At 63.5% G+C, this 17,082-nt stretch carries 13 protein-coding genes and 1 riboswitch; of the genes, 3 read left to right on the plus strand and 10 right to left on the minus strand.

Going from position 1 to position 17,082, the window contains the following annotated elements; translation table 11 throughout:
* Window position 1: 1 nt before the first annotated feature.
* From gcvP to gcvT, 3 genes are read right to left on the minus strand one after another with little or no spacing between them, the layout of a single operon-like run.
* Window positions 2-2,812, minus strand: coding sequence for an aminomethyl-transferring glycine dehydrogenase (gcvP, locus tag RQ479_RS04660; RefSeq protein WP_376704263.1), 2,811 nt, complete (start codon window positions 2,810-2,812; stop codon window positions 2-4).
* A gap of 16 nt (window positions 2,813-2,828) precedes the next feature.
* Complete coding sequence (gene gcvH, locus RQ479_RS04665) at window positions 2,829-3,197, minus strand: glycine cleavage system protein GcvH (RefSeq protein WP_376704264.1); 369 nt, start codon at window positions 3,195-3,197, stop codon at window positions 2,829-2,831.
* A 5-nt stretch (window positions 3,198-3,202) separates the two neighbouring features.
* A complete protein-coding gene (gcvT, locus tag RQ479_RS04670) occupies window positions 3,203-4,300 on the minus strand; it encodes a glycine cleavage system aminomethyltransferase GcvT (RefSeq protein WP_376704265.1) in 1,098 nt (365 codons plus the stop codon).
* A gap of 148 nt (window positions 4,301-4,448) precedes the next feature.
* A riboswitch (glycine riboswitch) is annotated at window positions 4,449-4,535 on the minus strand.
* 207 nt (window positions 4,536-4,742) lie between these two features.
* Between gcvT and RQ479_RS04675 the strand changes: the two genes are divergently transcribed.
* Window positions 4,743-5,741, plus strand: a complete 999-nt coding sequence (locus tag RQ479_RS04675; protein WP_376704266.1) for a hypothetical protein — start codon at window positions 4,743-4,745, stop codon at window positions 5,739-5,741.
* Window positions 5,742-5,766: 25 nt separating this feature from the next.
* Here RQ479_RS04675 and RQ479_RS04680 read toward each other — a convergent pair whose 3' ends face one another.
* From RQ479_RS04680 to RQ479_RS04710, 7 genes are all read right to left on the minus strand, one after another.
* Entirely contained in the window at window positions 5,767-6,576 is an 810-nt protein-coding gene (locus RQ479_RS04680; protein ID WP_376704267.1) for a molybdopterin-binding protein, read from the minus strand.
* 1 nt (window position 6,577) lies between these two features.
* Window positions 6,578-7,459, minus strand: coding sequence for a cytochrome b/b6 domain-containing protein (locus RQ479_RS04685; RefSeq protein WP_376704268.1), 882 nt, complete (start codon window positions 7,457-7,459; stop codon window positions 6,578-6,580).
* A gap of 104 nt (window positions 7,460-7,563) precedes the next feature.
* Complete coding sequence (locus RQ479_RS04690; RefSeq protein WP_376704269.1) at window positions 7,564-8,241, minus strand: DUF1345 domain-containing protein; 678 nt, start codon at window positions 8,239-8,241, stop codon at window positions 7,564-7,566.
* A 5-nt stretch (window positions 8,242-8,246) separates the two neighbouring features.
* Window positions 8,247-8,714: a YaiI/YqxD family protein gene (locus tag RQ479_RS04695; protein WP_376704270.1), complete on the minus strand. Its 468-nt coding sequence runs from the start codon at window positions 8,712-8,714 to the stop codon at window positions 8,247-8,249.
* A 66-nt stretch (window positions 8,715-8,780) separates the two neighbouring features.
* The gene (gene gfa / locus RQ479_RS04700) at window positions 8,781-9,350 is read right to left on the minus strand and encodes an S-(hydroxymethyl)glutathione synthase (protein ID WP_376704271.1); all 570 of its coding nucleotides are present in this window, start codon (window positions 9,348-9,350) and stop codon (window positions 8,781-8,783) included.
* A 20-nt stretch (window positions 9,351-9,370) separates the two neighbouring features.
* On the minus strand, window positions 9,371-9,643 hold the full coding sequence (locus tag RQ479_RS04705) for a hypothetical protein (protein ID WP_352451332.1): 273 nt from the start codon (window positions 9,641-9,643) through the stop codon (window positions 9,371-9,373).
* Entirely contained in the window at window positions 9,640-10,767 is a 1,128-nt protein-coding gene (locus tag RQ479_RS04710; RefSeq protein WP_376704272.1) for an S-(hydroxymethyl)glutathione dehydrogenase/class III alcohol dehydrogenase, read from the minus strand. Before RQ479_RS04710 ends, RQ479_RS04705 begins: the two co-directional genes overlap by 4 nt.
* A gap of 212 nt (window positions 10,768-10,979) precedes the next feature.
* On the opposite strand from RQ479_RS04710, the gene RQ479_RS04715 reads away from it, so the two are divergent.
* Window positions 10,980-12,992 (plus strand): acetyl-CoA carboxylase biotin carboxylase subunit, encoded by a 2,013-nt coding sequence (locus RQ479_RS04715; RefSeq protein ID WP_376704273.1) that lies wholly within the window; start codon window positions 10,980-10,982, stop codon window positions 12,990-12,992.
* A gap of 562 nt (window positions 12,993-13,554) precedes the next feature.
* Window positions 13,555-17,082 (plus strand): DNA polymerase III subunit alpha, encoded by a 3,528-nt coding sequence (gene dnaE, locus RQ479_RS04720; protein ID WP_376704274.1) that lies wholly within the window; start codon window positions 13,555-13,557, stop codon window positions 17,080-17,082.

Raw genomic sequence — 17,082 nt, forward strand, 5'->3', positions numbered from 1 at the left:
TCTATTCCGCCGCACCCAGATATTCCGACAGCGGCGGGCAGGAGCAGACCAGGTTGCGGTCGCCGGCGACATTGTCGATGCGTGACACCGGCGGCCAGTATTTTGCCGCCGTATCGGCATCACCGGCGGGGTAGGCCGCCTCCAGACGCGAATAGGGATGGGTCCACTGGCCGGCCAATGCCTCGGCGGCGGTATGTGGCGCGTTGACCAGAGGATTGTCGGCCAACGGCCATTCGCCCTTCGCCACCTTGGCTGCCTCGCCGGCTATGGCGATCATCGCTTCGCAGAAGCGATCCAGCTCGCGCTTGGGCTCGGATTCGGTCGGCTCGACCATCAGCGTGCCGGCCACCGGGAACGACATGGTCGGCGCGTGGAAGCCATAGTCGATCAGCCGCTTGGCGATATCGTCGACGCTGATGCCGGCGCTGTCTTTGAGCACGCGGGTGTCGAGGATGCATTCATGCGCAACGCGTCCGTTGCGCCCCTTGTAAAGCAGGGGGAAATGCTCGCCAAGCTGCGTCGCCACATAGTTGGCGGAGATGATCGCCGTCTCGGTCGCCTGCTTCAGGCCGGAAGCGCCCATCATGCGGATATACATCCAGGTGATCGGCAGGATCGAGGCACTGCCGAACGGTGCCGCCGCCACGGCATGGGCCGAGCCTTCGGTGACGTGGCCGGGCAGATATGGCTTCAGATGCGCCTTGACGCCGATCGGGCCGACACCGGGGCCGCCGCCGCCATGCGGGATACAGAAAGTCTTGTGCAGGTTCATGTGGCAGACGTCGGCACCGATATCGCCGGGACGGGCGAGACCGACCAGCGCGTTGAGATTGGCGCCGTCGAAATAGACCTGCCCACCATGGCTGTGGACGAGGGCGCAGAGGTCGCGCGCGCCTTCCTCGAAGACGCCATGCGTCGAAGGGTAGGTGAACATCAGCGCCGCAAGATTGTGCGAATGCTCGGCCGCCTTGGCCTGCAGGTCGGCCATGTCGATATTGCCGTCCTCCGTGCAGCGCACGACGACGACGCTCATGCCGGCCATGGCCGCGCTTGCCGGATTGGTGCCGTGCGCCGAGGACGGGATCAGGCAGACGGTGCGATGGCCTTCGCCGCGTGACAGATGATAGCCGCGAATGGCGAGCAGCCCGGCATATTCGCCCTGGCTGCCGGCATTGGGCTGCAGGGTCACCGCGTCGAAGCCGGTGATCTCCGCCAGCCAACCTTCCAGCTCCTCGATCATGGCGCGATAGCCTATCGAATGGTTTGCCGGCGCGAAGGGATGCAGGTTGGCGATATCAGGCCAGCTCACCGGCATCATTTCGGCGGCGGCGTTGAGCTTCATGGTGCAGGAGCCGAGCGGGATCATGGCGCGGTCGAGCGCCAGGTCCTTGTCGGCCAGCCGGCGCAGGAAGCGCATCATGTCGGTTTCCGAGTGATTTTCGCGGAAGACGGGCTGGGTGAGGAACTCCTTGCCGCGCGGTTTTCCTGGCATGGAACTGCCGGCGGCAACGCCGGCCTTGGCGCCGAAAAGTGCAGCGATCGCCTCCAGATCGGCTTCGGTGGAGGTCTCGTCGAAGCTGATGCCGACATGGTCGGCGTCGATGACGCGCAGCAGCCGGCCGGTCTTTTCTGCGGTAGCGGCAATCGCGCCGGCTCTGCCCTTCACTTCCACGGTCACCGTGTCGAAGCGGCTTTCGCCGACCACCGAAACGCCCGCTGCCTTGAGGCCGGCGGCCAGGCGGTTGGCCAGCGTGTGGACGCGGCCGGCAATCGCCTGCAGCCCGGCAGGGCCATGCCAGATCGCATAGGCCGTCGCCATGTTGGCGAGCAGCGCCTGTGCGGTGCAGATATTGGAGGTCGCCTTGTCGCGGCGGATATGCTGTTCGCGTGTCTGCAAAGCGAGGCGATAGCCGGGACGGCCCTTGCTGTCCGTCGACTGGCCAACGAGCCGGCCGGGCATCAGCCGCGTCAGCCTGTCGGACACGGCGCAATAGGCGGCGTGCGGCCCGCCAAAGCCCATCGGCACGCCAAAACGCTGCATCGGGCCGACGGCGATGTCGGCGCCAAGCCTGGCCGGCGCCTCGGTCAGCGTCAGGCCGAGCGGGTCGGCAATGAAGACGACCAACGCGCCGGCCGCGCGGGCCTTGTCGATTGCTGCCTTGTGATTGCCGTAGACGCCGAACGAATCGGGCCAGGAGACCAGCAGGGCGGCGGTGTTGTCGTCGACCACCTCGCCGTCGACCTCGATGCCAAGCGGCTCGGCGCGCGTGCGCACGACGTCCAGCGTCTGCGGGTGCGGCGTGCCGGCCAGTGCCACCTTGGTGCGCTTGTCGCGATGATGGCGCAGCGCAATGCCGACAGCTTCGGCCACCGCCGTCGCCTCGTCGAGCAGCGAGGCCGACGCCACCGGCAGGCCGGTCAGTTCTGTCACCAGCGTCTGGAAGTTGAACAGCATTTCCAGCCGGCCCTGGCTGATCTCGGCTTGGTAAGGCGTGTAAGCCGTATACCAGGCCGGGTTCTCGAACAGGTTGCGCTGGATCACCGGCGGCACATGGACGCCATGATAGCCGGCACCGATGAAGCTCTTCAGCACCGTGTTCTTTGCCATCGTCGCCGCGAGCTCGGCCAGCGCTTCCGCTTCGCTTGCGGGGGCGGGCAGGGCCAGCGGCCGGTCGAGCCGGATCGACTTCGGCACTGCCTGACTGATCAGCGTCTCGACCGAAGGAACGCCGATCGTCGCCAGCATGGCTCTGACGTCATGGAGGCCCGGGCCGATATGGCGAGCCGAGAAGGGGTAGGGTGCTGCGGTCATCTTCCTGGTCCTGCTATCAACCAATATGGGCTTTGTAAGCGGCTTCATCGAGGAGCCCGTCGAGTTGGCTCTCATTGGCCAGCTTCATCTTCCACAACCAGCCGTCGCCGGTTGCCGCCGAATTGACGAGCGAAGGATCCGATGACAGCGAGGTGTTGGCTTCGGTGATCTCGCCGTCGACCGGCGCGTAGACGTCCGATGCGGCCTTGACCGATTCGACCACCACGGCGGTGTCGCCCTTGGCCAGTTTTCTGCCCAATTCCGGCAGCTCGACGAAGACGAGATCGCCGAGCTGCTGCTGTGCGTAGTCGGTGATGCCGACGGTGGCGATGCCGCCCTCGACGCGAAGCCATTCGTGATCTTCGGTGAAATAGGTCTTTGGCATTGAAATCATCCTTTGCGGTAGCGATGGGGCGTGAAGGGCAGAGGGTGGATGTCGACCGGAATTTTCGTCCCGCGGACATCGGCGAACAGTTTTGCGCCGGATTTGGCAATCGGCGTCTGGACGTAGCCCATGGCGACCGGATGACCGATCGAGGGGCCGAAGCCGCCGGAGGTGACATGGCCGGCAGGGTCGCCGTCAGCATCGAAAAGGGCAGCACCGGCGCGCACCGGCTGGCGGCCTTCCGGCTTCAGGCCGACGCGTTTTTGCGCCGGGCCGCGCTCCAGGATGGCGCGCAGCGCATCGGCGCCGACGAACGCGCCGGAGGCGCGAACCTCCTTGGGGATGGCCCACATCAGCCCGGCGCTGGCCGGATCGATCTCCGGCGTGATGTCCAGCCCGTGCAGGCACAATCCTGCTTCGAGCCGCAGGCTGTCGCGGGCGGCAAGGCCGATCCACATCACCCGCTCGTCCTCGAGCAGCCTGGTGACGAGGTTTCGCGCATCCGCCTCCGGCAGGCCGATTTCGAAGCCGTCTTCGCCGGTATAGCCCGACCGGCTCATGAACCATTTTTCGCGCGGCTCGATGCCGTGCATGAACACCAGCGAACCGGTCTCGATGCCGGCGCGGGAAAGGGCAGCCCACGCCTCGGGGCCCTGGATGGCCAGGAAGACGCGGTCGAGCGCGTCCACTTTTACATCGAAATCCCCGGCCAGTGCGCGCAGATGCTTTTCGTCGGCGGCGGCGTTGCCGGCATTGGCGACCATCATGAAACGCTCGACGCCGAGCCTGGTGACGATCAGATCGTCCAGAATGCCGGCGGCCTCATTGAGGAAGAACGTGTATTTGGACTGGGAAATCTCAAGCGCGCCGGCATCGAACGGGCAGGCGCGGTTCAGAAGCGCTGCTGCGCCCGGGCCGCTGATTTCGAACAACTTCATGTGCGAGATGTCGAACAGGCCGGCATGCTCTCGGCTGTGAAGGTGCTCCTTCATCACGCCGGCCGGGTAGGTCAGCGGCATCGACCAGCCGGCGAAGGCGCCGAAGCGCGCACCGGCTGCCATGTGCAGATCTTCGAGGGGAAGGTGTTTGGTGTCGCCCGTCATGTCATCTCCAGAGTCGCACGCAAGCGGCCGCGAATGGCGACCAGTCCGTGCCCCTCTGTCTGAAGCCTGAGAGACTCGCGCCCCGTAACTCTGTCGGCAGCGCTTACACCTTCGGCGCGGGGGCAAGCCCCGACTTTCCAGAGTGTCTTTCCCGTCTACGGTTCTTTTGCCTGAGAGATTTCGGGCGATTTCCCCTTCGGCGGCAGCTCTCGCTGCTCTCTCCCGCAAACAGGTAGGACTCGGTTAAAAGCCCTCGACTCGTCATCCATAGCCCGTGGACGACACCTTGTCACCTGCCAGCGACATTTTTACTGATAGACTTCTTTGCAGGCCTTCTGAACAGGCAAGCCTTCGCTAACTACGCTGCTTGCCGCTTTCTCAAGACCTTGCTGATATATGCCGGAGAAGGGCTGGCAATTGCCGGCGGCGGGCGGGGAGCAAAATGGGCGAATTGATCATGAGCGCGCCAGTGGCCGGGCTGACTTCGAAAAATCGGATCACGGCGGAAGACGTGGTCATGCTGCGCCGCGAAGTGTTCGGCGACGGCGTGGTAACGCGCGGCGAGGCCGAGGCGCTGTTTGCGCTGGATGCAACGGCGAAGGACAAATGCGCGGAATGGCTCGAGTTTTTCGTCGAGGCCGTCACCGACTTCATCGTCCACCAGGAAAAGCCGGCGGGCTATGTTTCGCAGGAGAATGCAGACTGGCTGATCCGAACGATTTCGCGCGACGGCATGGTCGACAGCCGGACAGAACTCGAGCTGCTGGTGCATGTGCTCGAAGTTGCCAAATCATCGCCGAGCACGCTTTCCGGCTATGCGCTGGAGCAGGTCGCTCATGCGGTCGTGGAGGGCAATGGGCCGCTGATGACCGGCGGCAGGCTTATCCCTGGGTCGATTGCCAAGGCTGAGGTCGAGCTGTTGCGCCGCATTCTTTACGCCTATGGCGGCGATGGCAACATCGCCATCAGCCGCGCCGAGGCCGAGGTGCTGTTCGAGATCAACGAGCGGACAGCGGCGGGCGACAACGATCCGTCCTGGAACGATCTGTTCGTCAAGGCGATCGCCAATTTCGTCATGTGTTCGGCCGGCTACGAACCGCCGGTGCGCGACGTGGCGCTGCGCCGGGATTCGTTCTTCGAGCAGGCCGATCCGGAGATCGGCGGTTTCTTCAGCCGTATGGTGTCGGACGGCCTATCCGGCATTATGGAGGCCTACCGCTCGCCGGGCGACGTCGAGGCCGAATGGGAATCGAGGAACAAGGCAGCCGAGGCTCTGGCCCGCCGCGCCGAGACGGTCGACGCCGGCGAGGCCAAATGGCTCGCTGAACACATAGGCGACCGGCCGCTGCATGAGAACGAGCGCGCGTTGCTGACGCTGATCAATCACGCCTCGCCGGAAATACACCCTGCGCTCAAACCGCTGATAGACAAGGTCGCCTGAACAAAAGGCAATAAATCGCCGGTCGTCAGATGCCGCCGTACCAGTCGTAGCCATTGTCCTCCCAATAGCCGCCTCTGCCGCCGCCGAGATTGGCGAAGCCGTCGACCAGCTCGATCTTGTAGAGGTATTTCGGCATCTTGTAGCCGAGCTGGCGCTCGACGCGGACGCGCAGCGGCGCGCCATTTTCGACCGGCAATGGCTTGCCGTTGAGGCCATAGGCAAGGATCGTCTGCGGATGACGAGCATCGATCAGGTCGATCGAGCCGTAATATTTGATATCGCCGGCAAGGCTGCGGTCGATCGTGTCGAGGCAGTGGAACATGGCATAGCGGGCCTGCGGCTTGACCACTGCCTGGTCGAGCACCAGTGACAGCGGCGTGCCGGTCCATTTGGCAATGCAGCTCCAGCCTTCGACGCAGTCGTGGCGGGTGATCTGCGTGCGGCTCGGCATGTTCATCAGCTGCTCGCGGCTCAGCGACAGCGGTTTTTCGACGAGGCCTGAAACCTCCAGCCGCCAGTCGGCGAAATCGCTGGCGAGCAGGCCCTTGTAGAAATCGTCGTCCGGTGCGGTGACACCGTTCGGCCGCTGCGGCTGGCGAATGTCGGCCTCGGTGAACTCCGGCGCCAGCGCATCGCGGCCGGCAAGCAGCCGCTGCGCCCGCCAGGTCAGGCCATTGGCGCTTTCGAGGAAGCTGCGCAGGCCGTCGCCGACGCCAAGCTGGCTGTCGAAGGCGTCGCAGCCCGACAGCATGATGCCGGAAAGGCCGAGGCTGGCCGAGGTCAGGAATTTTCTTCGGCTTATCTGTAGCTTGGGGCTGATCTCAAGTTTCGCCATGTCAGGCACTCCTCTCTGGCGCTTTGTCGCCATGTGCCGGCGGGTCGGTTCGGTACCAGCCGGTGATGATCGAACGCAGCTCGTTGATCGGGCCGGCGGCCAGGATCATCAGGATGTGGATGACGAAGAAGGCGACGAGCAGCAGCATCACCGTGAAGTGGATGGTGCGCGCCGTCTGCCGGCCGCCGAGTACGTCGTTCAAGAATGGCAGCACCGAGTTCATGCTCGGCGACATGGCAAGGCCGGTGATGATCATCAGCGGCAGCAGCACGAACAGCACGCCGCCATAGGCCATTTTCTGCAACGTGTTGTAGTCGCGCGTGTGATGGAACCTGAGCTTGGCGTGCTCGACAATGTCTCGCGGCAGGCGCCTGAAATCATCGAGGCGCGGGGCAAGATCGCGCCGCAAATGGCCGTTGATCAGGCTGGCGACCAGCCAGACCAGCAGCGTGGTGGTCAGCACCCAGGCAAAGAAGAAATGAACGACGCGCGCGGTGCCGAGATCGTAATAGGAAGGGATCGTCGCCCAGGACGGGAAGGCGCGGGAGGTCTCCTGGCCGGCCGGACCCGACCAGCCGAGCACGCCGGTGGTATCGAAGCGCTTGCCGAAGATCTCGGTATAGCCGCGCGGGCCGCTTGCGGTGTTCTCGGCGCCGATGGCGAAGATGGTGTTGTTGTAGCCAAACCCCGACTCCTTGCCGATATAGAGCTGCGGACGGGCGTTGAAGATCTGCAGGCCGGAAAGCAGCATGAAGAACAGCGCGATCGCCCACAGCCAATGCGTCAGCCGCGTCCAGCGCGACTGGCGATAGATCAGCGTCGCATCCGTCGAAGCAGCGCTATCTGCCCCGGTGCTGGCTTCGCCTCTGGCAACTGATTCCATATCTTCCGTGCCTCCCTGCCAAGCGGTTCCGCATGGCCTGTCAGATCTCTTCTCCTCCCAATACGTCGCCAGCCTAAGCGATGTTTCACCCGATCACGGATTTATTACGGACTGCCGAGACTGACGGCGAGGTTGACCGCGGCTGCCACGATGACCGTGTTGAAGAAGAACGACAGGATCGAATGCACAAGCACGACACGGCGCATTTGCGAGGTCGTGATGTCGGTGTCGGCGGTTTGCGCCGTCATGCCGATCACTGTCGCAAAATAGAGGAAATCCGAGCCTTCCGGCCGTTTGCCGCCCGGGAAGTCGAGGCCGCCGACCGGAATTTTCTTTTTGGTGTAACCATCCATCGCATCGCCGTCCAACCAATAGAGATGCGCGTAGTGAAGCGCCGCCATCGCATGGATGGTCAACCAGCCAAGCGGGATAGACAACAACGCCACCGTAAGCTCGACGGGATCCGCGCTCTTCTCCCTGTTGATCAATTGAAACAACGAAATAATGGCAATTGCGACCACAACCAAAGTGACCGCGAAGATCGCCAGTACCGGCAGGTCCGTCTCGCCGGCATTCTTGCGCAGATAGCTGCCGGTAAGCCGCGGCATGTGGGCGATGACAAGAACGAGATAGGCGGCAAAGAACACATTGGCGCCGATCGAATAGGCAAGCGGCGCGCGCCAGATCAGCGCCGCGCCAAAGGCTGCCACGCCGATGCAGGCCGACAGCGCGAACGGCGTGTGGCGTTGCATGGGCATCTTGGTCGGGGTGCCGGTCGCCATGGTTCTCAGTCCGCTGAGGCGGATTTCAGCGCCCGCCGCAAGATGCGGTCGAGCTCGCCGAGAAACCGTGAGCGATCCTGCGGCGCGAAGCTCGAATTGTAGCCCTTGCTTTCGCCGGTTTCGCGCAGGTGCTGCTTGAGGTCGCGCATCGCCACCGCCATGCCGATCGTCTCCGGCGTAAACGGGCGCCCGGTCGGGCCGAGTACATGGGCGCCAAGTGCCACCGCGCGCGCGGCAAGCGGGATGTCGGCGGTCACCACAATGTCGTTGGACCGGGCATTGTCGACGATCCAGTCGTCGGCGGCGTCCGCACCCTTGGAGACGACGACATTGCGGATCATCGGATCGCGCGATGGACGCAAGCCGCCATTGGAGACGAAGGTGACGACGATGCCGTGCCGCTCGGCGACTTTTTCGACCTCGGCCTTCACCGGGCAGGCATCGGCATCGACGAGAATGGCGGGTGCGGGCATCGTTGTTCCAAATGTGAAAGAGCCGGGCGGCGTCGCCCGGCTCGATCGATGATAGTCGAGCAGCTACTAGGCCGGCAACGCGCCCGACTTCTTCGCGGTCCAGGTGGCGATAAAATCCATCAGGCCGGGATTGAGGCAATCGTAGGGTTCGAGCCCGATCGACTTCAGCTGTGATCGGATACCGTTCATGCGGCTCGGATCGACACCCGATTCGATGATCGACGAGACAAAGGCGGTGAAGCCCGGAGGCGACCAGCCGTCTTCCTGGAAGCGCTCCGGATGAATGAAGGACAGCCCCTTGAACGCATGGTCGCGCTCGACCGGGCCGTGCATGTGGACGCCGCAGCCGGTGCAGGCATGGCGCAGGATCAGCGCGCCCGGATCGACCACCTTCAGCTTGTCGCCGTTTTCGGTCACCGTCACGTCGCCCGTACCGGCAACCGCCACGACCGAGAACAGCGCGCCTTCCGGCTTCCAGCATTTGGTGCAGCCGCAGGCATGGTTATGGGCGATCTGGCCCTTGACCTTCACCTTGACCGGGTTGCTGGTGCAGGCGCAGACCAGCGTGCCGCCGGCAAAGTCGGGCTTTTCCCGGGGCAGTCCATTGTCGATTTTAGGATGCAGTTTTTCCGGCATTTTTGTTTCCTCCCTTGGTTCTATGCTGGTTCCGTTTCGATTACCGCTTCATTCTCCATACGGTGTTCTTGCTTTACGCGCTCAACCACCTTGAGCGCTTTGCTGAGATATGTATCGCGCACGAGAAACGATATTTCTTCTCTGCCGCGGTCGATCTCATCGAGGTCGATGCGAACGCGGTTGTTATTCCTAAGCGCTACCCAAAGATGTTCGCCGAATTGCCAGCTCTGCATACTGAGCGACTCGCTGAAATTCGGATATCGGATCCGAACCCGGATCAGTACCTCCTTCAATAGACCACCACGCTCCTGATCGACTTGCCTTCATGCATCAGGTCAAAACCCTTGTTGATGTCCTCGAGCTTCAGTGTGTGGGTGATCATCGGATCGATCTCGATCTTGCCATCCATGTACCAGTCGACGATCTTCGGCACGTCGGTGCGGCCGCGCGCGCCGCCGAAGGCGGTGCCCATCCAGGTGCGGCCGGTGACCAGCTGGAACGGCCGCGTCGAGATCTCCTGGCCGGCGCCGGCAACGCCGATGATGACCGACTTGCCCCAGCCGCGATGCGACGATTCAAGCGCCTGCCGCATGACTTTGGTGTTGCCGGTGCAGTCGAACGTGTAGTCGGCGCCGCCGATCTGGTCGGCGCCGCGCTTGGTCATGTTGACGAGATGAGCCACGACATCGCCGTCGATCTCCTTCGGATTGACGAAATGCGTCATGCCGAATTTCTCGCCCCATTCCTTCTTGTCGTTGTTCAGATCGACGCCGATGATCATGTCGGCGCCGGCAAGGCGCAGGCCCTGGATGACGTTGAGGCCGATGCCGCCGAGGCCGAAGACGACGGCCGTCGCGCCTTGCTCGACCTTGGCCGTGTTGATCACAGCACCGATGCCGGTGGTGACGCCGCAGCCGATGTAGCAGATCTTGTCGAACGGGGCGTCGGCATTGACCTTGGCCACCGCGATCTCGGGCAGCACGGTGAAGTTGGAGAAGGTCGAGCAGCCCATATAGTGGAACAGCTTGTCCTTGCCGATCGAGAAGCGCGAGGTGCCGTCCGGCATCAAGCCCTGTCCCTGCGTGGCACGGATGGCGGTGCAGAGATTGGTCTTGCGCGACAGGCAGGACGGGCACTGCCGGCATTCCGGCGTGTAGAGCGGGATGACATGGTCGCCCTTCCTGACCGAGGTGACGCCCTTGCCGACGTCGACGACGATGCCGGCGCCTTCATGGCCAAGGATCGCCGGAAACAGGCCTTCCGGGTCGGCACCCGACAGCGTGAACTCGTCGGTGTGGCAGATGCCGGTTGCCTTGATCTCGACCAGCACCTCGCCATCACGGGGACCTTCGAGGTCGACCTCCATGATCTCCAGCGGCTTTCCGGCGGCGACGGCGACAGCGGCGCGCGTTTTCATCAGGCAATCCTCCCAAGACAGTCTGCAATCCAGGTTAGATTTAACTTACCATTCAGCTCTGCGCTATGCACGAAACGACGTTCTGACTCCGGATTTTCGTCAGCGCCGGCCGATTTGCATCCGGGATAGGCTCCGACTTGCCTTGACCGGCCCCCTGAAGCCCATAAAACGGGAAGCCCGTAAAAGAAGGGCAGCCGAGGGACGAGGCCTGCATGTTCACAAAGATCCTGGTCGCCAACCGTGGCGAGATCGCCTGCCGCGTGATCAAGACGGCGCGCAAGATGGGCATCGCCACCGTCGCGGTCTATTCCGACGCCGACCGCGACGCCGTGCATGTCGAAATGGCCGACGAGGCGGTGCATATCGGGCCTTCGCCGGCTGCGCAAAGTTATCTGGTCCCGGAAAAGATCATCGCCGCCTGCAAGGCGACAGGAGCAGAGGCCGTGCATCCCGGCTACGGTTTCCTGTCCGAGCGGGCATCCTTCTGCGAAGCGCTGGAGCAGGAAGGCATTGTCTTCATCGGCCCGAAGCCCAAGGCCATCAAGGCGATGGGCGACAAGATCGAATCGAAGAAGTTCGCCAATACGGCCAAGGTGTCGACGGTGCCCGGCTGGCTCGGCGTCGTCGAAAACGCCGCCCATGCCGAAAGAATAGCCGGCGAAATCGGCTATCCCGTGATGATCAAGGCCTCGGCCGGCGGCGGCGGCAAGGGCATGCGCATCGCCTGGAGCAAGGCCGAGGTGCGCGACGGCTTCGACCGGGCGCGCTCGGAGGCCAAAAGCTCGTTCGGCGATGACCGCGTCTTCATCGAGAAGTTCATCGTCGATCCGCGCCATATCGAAATCCAGGTGCTCGCCGACGCGCATGGCAACACGCTCTATCTCGGCGAGCGCGAATGCTCGATCCAGCGCCGCAACCAGAAGGTCGTGGAGGAGGCGCCGTCGCCCTTCCTCGATGCCAAGACCCGCAAAGCCATGGGCGAGCAGTCGGTGGCGCTGGCCAAGGCGGTCGACTACCAGAGCGCCGGAACGGTCGAATTCATCGTCGACAGCGACAAGAACTTCTATTTCCTGGAAATGAACACGCGGCTGCAGGTCGAGCATCCGGTGACGGAACTCGTCACCGGCATCGACCTGGTCGAGCAGATGATCCGCGTGGCGGCCGGCGAAAAGCTCGCCATCAAGCAGAGCGACGTCAAGCTGAACGGCTGGGCGGTGGAAAGCCGCCTCTATGCCGAAGATCCGTATCGCAATTTTCTGCCGTCGATTGGCCGGCTGACGAGATACCGGCCGCCGGCAGAGGGAAAATTCGGCGAAATCGTCATCCGCAACGATACCGGCGTTACCGAAGGCTCGGAAATCTCGATGTTCTATGACCCGATGGTCGCCAAGCTGTGCACCTGGGCGCCGACACGGCTGGCGGCGATCGATGCGATGTCGGAAGCGCTGGACAGTTTCGTCGTCGACGGCATCGAGCACAACATACCGTTCCTGGCGGCGCTGATGCAGCATCCGCGCTGGCGGGAAGGTCAGATATCGACCGGGTTCATCGCCGAGGAGTATGCCGACGGCTTCGCGCCGATCGTGCCAGACGCCGAGGAGAAAGGGGTGCTGGCCGCGATTGCCACCGCGGTGGAACTGCTGCGCCGCGACCGGCTCGACCGGCTGGGCGGGCGGCTGGCGCCGCATTCGGGCGTCTTGAAACGCGATTGGGTGCTGAAGATCGGCCGGGATTATCTTTCGGTTGCCATCGTCGAAGGCATGATTTCCATTCCGATGGAGCTCGACCTCACAATCGACGGCGGCAAGGCACTGACCGTGGCATCCGACTGGCGGCCGGGCGATCTCATCTGGCGCGGCACCGTCGGCGGCCGCAAGGTCGCAGCGCAGGTCAGGCCGGCGCTGAACGGGTTCCGCATCGCCTGGAAAGGCATGTCGGTGACGGCGCGCGCCATGCTGCCGCGCACTGCCGAGCTCGAAAGGCTGATGCCGGAAAAAGTGGCGCCGGATACCTCAAAGATGCTGCTCTGCCCGATGCCCGGCCTCGTCGTATCGATCGCCGTTGCCGAAGGGCAAGAGGTCAAGGCCGGCGAGACGCTTGCCGTGGTCGAGGCGATGAAGATGGAAAACGTGCTGCGCGCCGAGCGCGACCTCATCGTGTCGAAGCTCAACGCCAAGCCCGGCGACAGCCTTGCGGTCGATGCGGTGATCATGGAATTCGCGTGAGGCTAAAACCGCCTTGATACTCTTCCAAGGTTGGCGGGACAGTGCCCCCCTCTGTCCTGCCGGACATCTCCCCCTCCAGGGGGAGATCGGCAGCTTCGGGGACAGTGCCCCTTCTGCACCCTACGAGATTGGCGAAAGCCGAGATGACAGCCAATCTCCCCACTAGAGGGGGAGATGTCCGGCAGGACAGAGGGGGGCGCGAAGGAACGCGACCTTGCAATTGGGCACGAGCTCGGGATGCGGGCAACTCCTATTTTTTCGTCGTCGCAACGTATTTTGTTCTTGCTTTGTGCCGGCAGGTATGCTACTAATTTGCGTACGGTGCTAATTGGCTCCAACGACCCGCCTTTGAGGCGGGTTTTGTGTTTCCAAGGCCCGAGGTTGGCGGGACCGCGCCCCCCTCTGCCCTGCCGGACATCTCCCCCACGAGGGGGGAGATCGGCAGCTTCGGCGGTTGCTCTAAACTTCGAAAGCTCCAATCGCTACCGCTGGACTCGTGTTACCCGGTGCCGGACAATACATCTTCATCGACTGAGTCCTTGTGAGGCGGCGCGAAAAAACCATGGCGGATGAGAGACTTCCACGCGATCCCTTGCTGCGCGAGGCCTATGCAAAGGCGTCGCGGGCGGAGGCGGCGGCGCGTCGGTTCATTCATCTGCGCGTGCATTCGGCCTATTCGCTGCTCGAAGGTGCGTTGCAGCTTGGCAAGATCGTTGGCCATGCGGTGCAGGACGAGTGCCCGGCAATCGCCGTCACCGACACCAACAATCTGTTCGGCGCGCTGGAATTCGCCCAGAAGGCGGTAAAGGACGGTATCCAGCCGATCATCGGCTGCCAGATCGACCTCGCCTTTTCCGGCGAGGCGAGCGACAGCCAGCGCGACCGCAGGCGGCAAGGGCCGGAGATGCGGCCGGTCGTCCTGATCGCCGCCACCGAGGCCGGCTACGGCAATCTGGTCAGGCTGGTCAGCCGCGTCTACCTCGAGACACCGCCCGGCGAAGCGGTGCATCTGACGACCGAGATGCTGCAGGGTCACTCCGACGGTCTGATCTGCCTTACCGGCGGGCCGCGCGGTCCGATCGGCGCTGCCTTGAAAGAGGATCGCCGCGAACTCGCCGAGACCCGGCTGCTGGCGCTCAAGAGCCTGTTCGGCGACCGGCTCTATGTCGAGCTTGACCGGGTGTCCGGCTACGACCGCACGATCGAGCAGTCGTCGGTCGATCTCGCCTACCGCCACGATCTGCCGCTGGTTGCCACCAACGAGGCGTTTTTCTTTTCTCGTGAAGACTATGAGGCGCATGACGCCCTAATCGCCATTGCCGAAGGTTCCGTGGTTGCGGCCGACAATCGCCGCCGCCTTTCGCCCGACCACTTCCTGAGAAGCCAGGCCGACATGGCGAGGCTGTTCGCCGACCTGCCGGAAGCAATCGACAACACTGTCGAGATCGCGCTGCGCTGCTCCTATTATCCGAAGACCCGCAACCCGATCCTGCCGCGCTTTGCCGGCCGCGATGTCGCCGACGCCGATGCTGCGGTCAAGGCGGAGGCGCAGGAGCTTGCCCGGCAGGCGCATGAAGGGCTGGACGCGCGGCTGGCGGCGCATGGGCTCACACCCGGCTACACGGCCGACCAATATCGCGAAAGACTGGATTTCGAGCTCGGCGTCATCGAGAAGATGAAATATCCCGGCTATTTCCTGATCGTTGCCGACTTCATCAAATGGGCCAAGGCACAAGGCATTCCGGTCGGGCCGGGCCGCGGTTCGGGCGCCGGCTCGCTGGTTGCGTATTCGACGACCATCACCGACATCGACCCGCTGCGTTTTTCGCTGCTGTTCGAGCGCTTCCTCAATCCCGACCGCGTGTCGATGCCCGACTTCGACATCGACTTCTGCCAGGACCGGCGCGAGGAGGTCATCCGCTACGTCCAGCAGAAATACGGCCGCGACCAGGTCGGCCAGATCATCACCTTCGGCACACTGCAGGCGCGCGCGGTGCTGCGCGACGTCGGGCGCGTGCTGCAGATGCCTTACGGCCAGGTCGACAAGCTGAGCAAGATGGTGCCGTCGAACCCGGCCAATCCGGTCAAGCTCGCCGACGCCATCGCCAACGAGCCGCGCTTTGCCGAAGAGGCGGAGCGTGAGCCGATCGTGCAGACGCTGCTCGACACGGCGCAGAAGCTGGAAGGTCTCTACCGCCACGCCTCGACGCACGCCGCCGGCATCGTCATCGGCGACCGGCCGCTGTCGGAGCTGGTGCCGATGTACCGCGATCCGCGCTCGGACATGCCGGTCACGCAGTTCAACATGAAGTATGTCGAGCAGGCCGGGCTGGTGAAATTCGACTTCCTTGGCCTGAAGACGCTGACGGTGCTGGACAGGGCGGTCAAGCTGATCCGCCGCCGCGGCATCGAGATCGATCTCGCCCACATTCCGCTCGACGACCCCGATACCTACGCCATGCTGTCGCGCGGCGAGGTGGTCGGCGTGTTCCAGGTGGAAAGTGCCGGCATGCGCAAGGCGCTGATCGGCATGCGGCCCGACTGCATCGAGGACATCATCGCGCTGGTTGCGCTCTACCGGCCGGGGCCGATGGAGAACATCCCGACCTACAATGCCAGAAAGCACGGCGAGGAGGAGATGGCGTCGATCCACCCGAAGATCGACCATCTCGTCAAGGAGACGCAAGGCGTCATCGTCTACCAGGAACAGGTGATGCAGATCGCGCAGGAGCTCTCCGGCTATTCGCTGGGCGAAGCCGATTTGCTGCGCCGCGCCATGGGCAAGAAGATCCGCGCCGAGATGGACAAGCAGCGCGAGCGCTTTGTTTCCGGTGCGGTCGAGCGCGGCGTCGGCAAGCCGCAAGCCGACTTCATCTTCGACCTGCTGGCAAAGTTTGCCGACTATGGTTTCAACAAATCGCATGCCGCCGCCTATGCCGTCGTCTCTTACCAGACCGCCTATCTGAAGGCGCATTACCCGGTCGAATTCCTGGCGGCATCGATGACGCTCGACATGGGCAATACGGACAAGCTCGCCGATTTCCGCCAGGATGCGCTGCGCCTCGGCATCGAAGTGGTGGCGCCGTCGGTGATGACGTCGTTCCGGGATTTCGAGGTCGGCGAGAACCGCATCTTCTATTCGCTGGCCGCGCTCAAGGGCGTCGGCGACGCGGCGGTCGAGCACATCGTCGCCACGCGCGGCGAAAAACCGTTCAAGAGCCTCGCCGATTTCTGCGAGAGGGTCGATCCGAAGATCGTCGGCAAGCGCGTCTTCGAAAGCCTGATTATGGCCGGCGCGCTCGACTGCTTCGGTCATGACCGCGCGGCGATGATGGCCGGCGTCGAGCGGATGATGGGGCTGGCGTCGCTGGCGCAGCAGAATGCAGTCACCGGCCAGCATGACATCTTTGGCGCCTCGCTCGGCGCACAATCGCAGGCGCTCTACCTGCCGGCGACCGATCCCTGGCTCGCCGCCGACCGCCTGCACCGTGAATTCCAGGTGGTCGGGTTCTATCTCTCGGCGCATCCTCTCGACGAATACAAGGCGGCGTTGCAGAAAATGCGGGTGCAGACCTGGGGGGAGTTTTCGGCCGCCGTCAAACGCGGTGCTGCCGCCGGCCGGCTCGCCGGTACCGTCACCACCAAGCAGGAACGCAAGACGCGCACCGGCAACAAGATGGGCGTCGTGCAGTTTTCCGACACGTCGGGCCAGTATGAAGCGGTGCTGTTTTCCGAGGGGCTGGCGCAATACCGCGACCTGCTCGAGCCCGGCCGCTCTGTGGTGATCACCGTTTCGGCCGAGGACAGGCCGGAAGGCGTCAATCTGCGTATCCAGACCGTGCAGTCGCTGGAGGACGAGGCAAGCCGCATCCAGAAGGCGTTGCGCATCTTCGTCAGGAATGACGCACCGGCATCGACAATCCAATCGCAGCTTGGCCAGCGCGGCGACAGTCAGGTGAGCATCATCGTTATCAAAGAAGGCGGCGAGGGCGAGGTCGAGATCGAGTTGCCCAACCGCTACCGCGTCTCGCCGCAGATCGCGTCGGCGATGCGCGCGGTGCCGGGCGTGGTTGAAGTGGAGCTGGTTTAA

This window comes from Mesorhizobium sp. ISC25 (assembly GCF_042295465.1).
Lineage (GTDB): Bacteria > Pseudomonadota > Alphaproteobacteria > Rhizobiales > Rhizobiaceae > Mesorhizobium.

Excerpts from the sequence above, each read along its gene's own strand:
- gfa (WP_376704271.1), bottom strand. The coding sequence starts at position 9,350 with ATGCCGGAAAAACTGCATCCTAAAATCGACAATGGACTGCCCCGGGAA.
- dnaE (WP_376704274.1), top strand. The coding sequence starts at position 13,555 with ATGGCGGATGAGAGACTTCCACGCGATCCCTTGCTGCGCGAGGCCTAT.
- RQ479_RS04695 (WP_376704270.1), bottom strand. The coding sequence starts at position 8,714 with ATGCCCGCACCCGCCATTCTCGTCGATGCCGATGCCTGCCCGGTGAAG.
- gcvT (WP_376704265.1), bottom strand. The coding sequence starts at position 4,300 with ATGACGGGCGACACCAAACACCTTCCCCTCGAAGATCTGCACATGGCA.
- RQ479_RS04675 (WP_376704266.1), top strand. The coding sequence starts at position 4,743 with ATGGGCGAATTGATCATGAGCGCGCCAGTGGCCGGGCTGACTTCGAAA.
- RQ479_RS04680 (WP_376704267.1), bottom strand. The coding sequence starts at position 6,576 with ATGGCGAAACTTGAGATCAGCCCCAAGCTACAGATAAGCCGAAGAAAA.
- RQ479_RS04690 (WP_376704269.1), bottom strand. The coding sequence starts at position 8,241 with ATGGCGACCGGCACCCCGACCAAGATGCCCATGCAACGCCACACGCCG.
- RQ479_RS04715 (WP_376704273.1), top strand. The coding sequence starts at position 10,980 with ATGTTCACAAAGATCCTGGTCGCCAACCGTGGCGAGATCGCCTGCCGC.
- gcvP (WP_376704263.1), bottom strand. The coding sequence starts at position 2,812 with ATGACCGCAGCACCCTACCCCTTCTCGGCTCGCCATATCGGCCCGGGC.
- gcvH (WP_376704264.1), bottom strand. The coding sequence starts at position 3,197 with ATGCCAAAGACCTATTTCACCGAAGATCACGAATGGCTTCGCGTCGAG.
- RQ479_RS04710 (WP_376704272.1), bottom strand. The coding sequence starts at position 10,767 with ATGAAAACGCGCGCCGCTGTCGCCGTCGCCGCCGGAAAGCCGCTGGAG.
- RQ479_RS04685 (WP_376704268.1), bottom strand. The coding sequence starts at position 7,459 with ATGGAATCAGTTGCCAGAGGCGAAGCCAGCACCGGGGCAGATAGCGCT.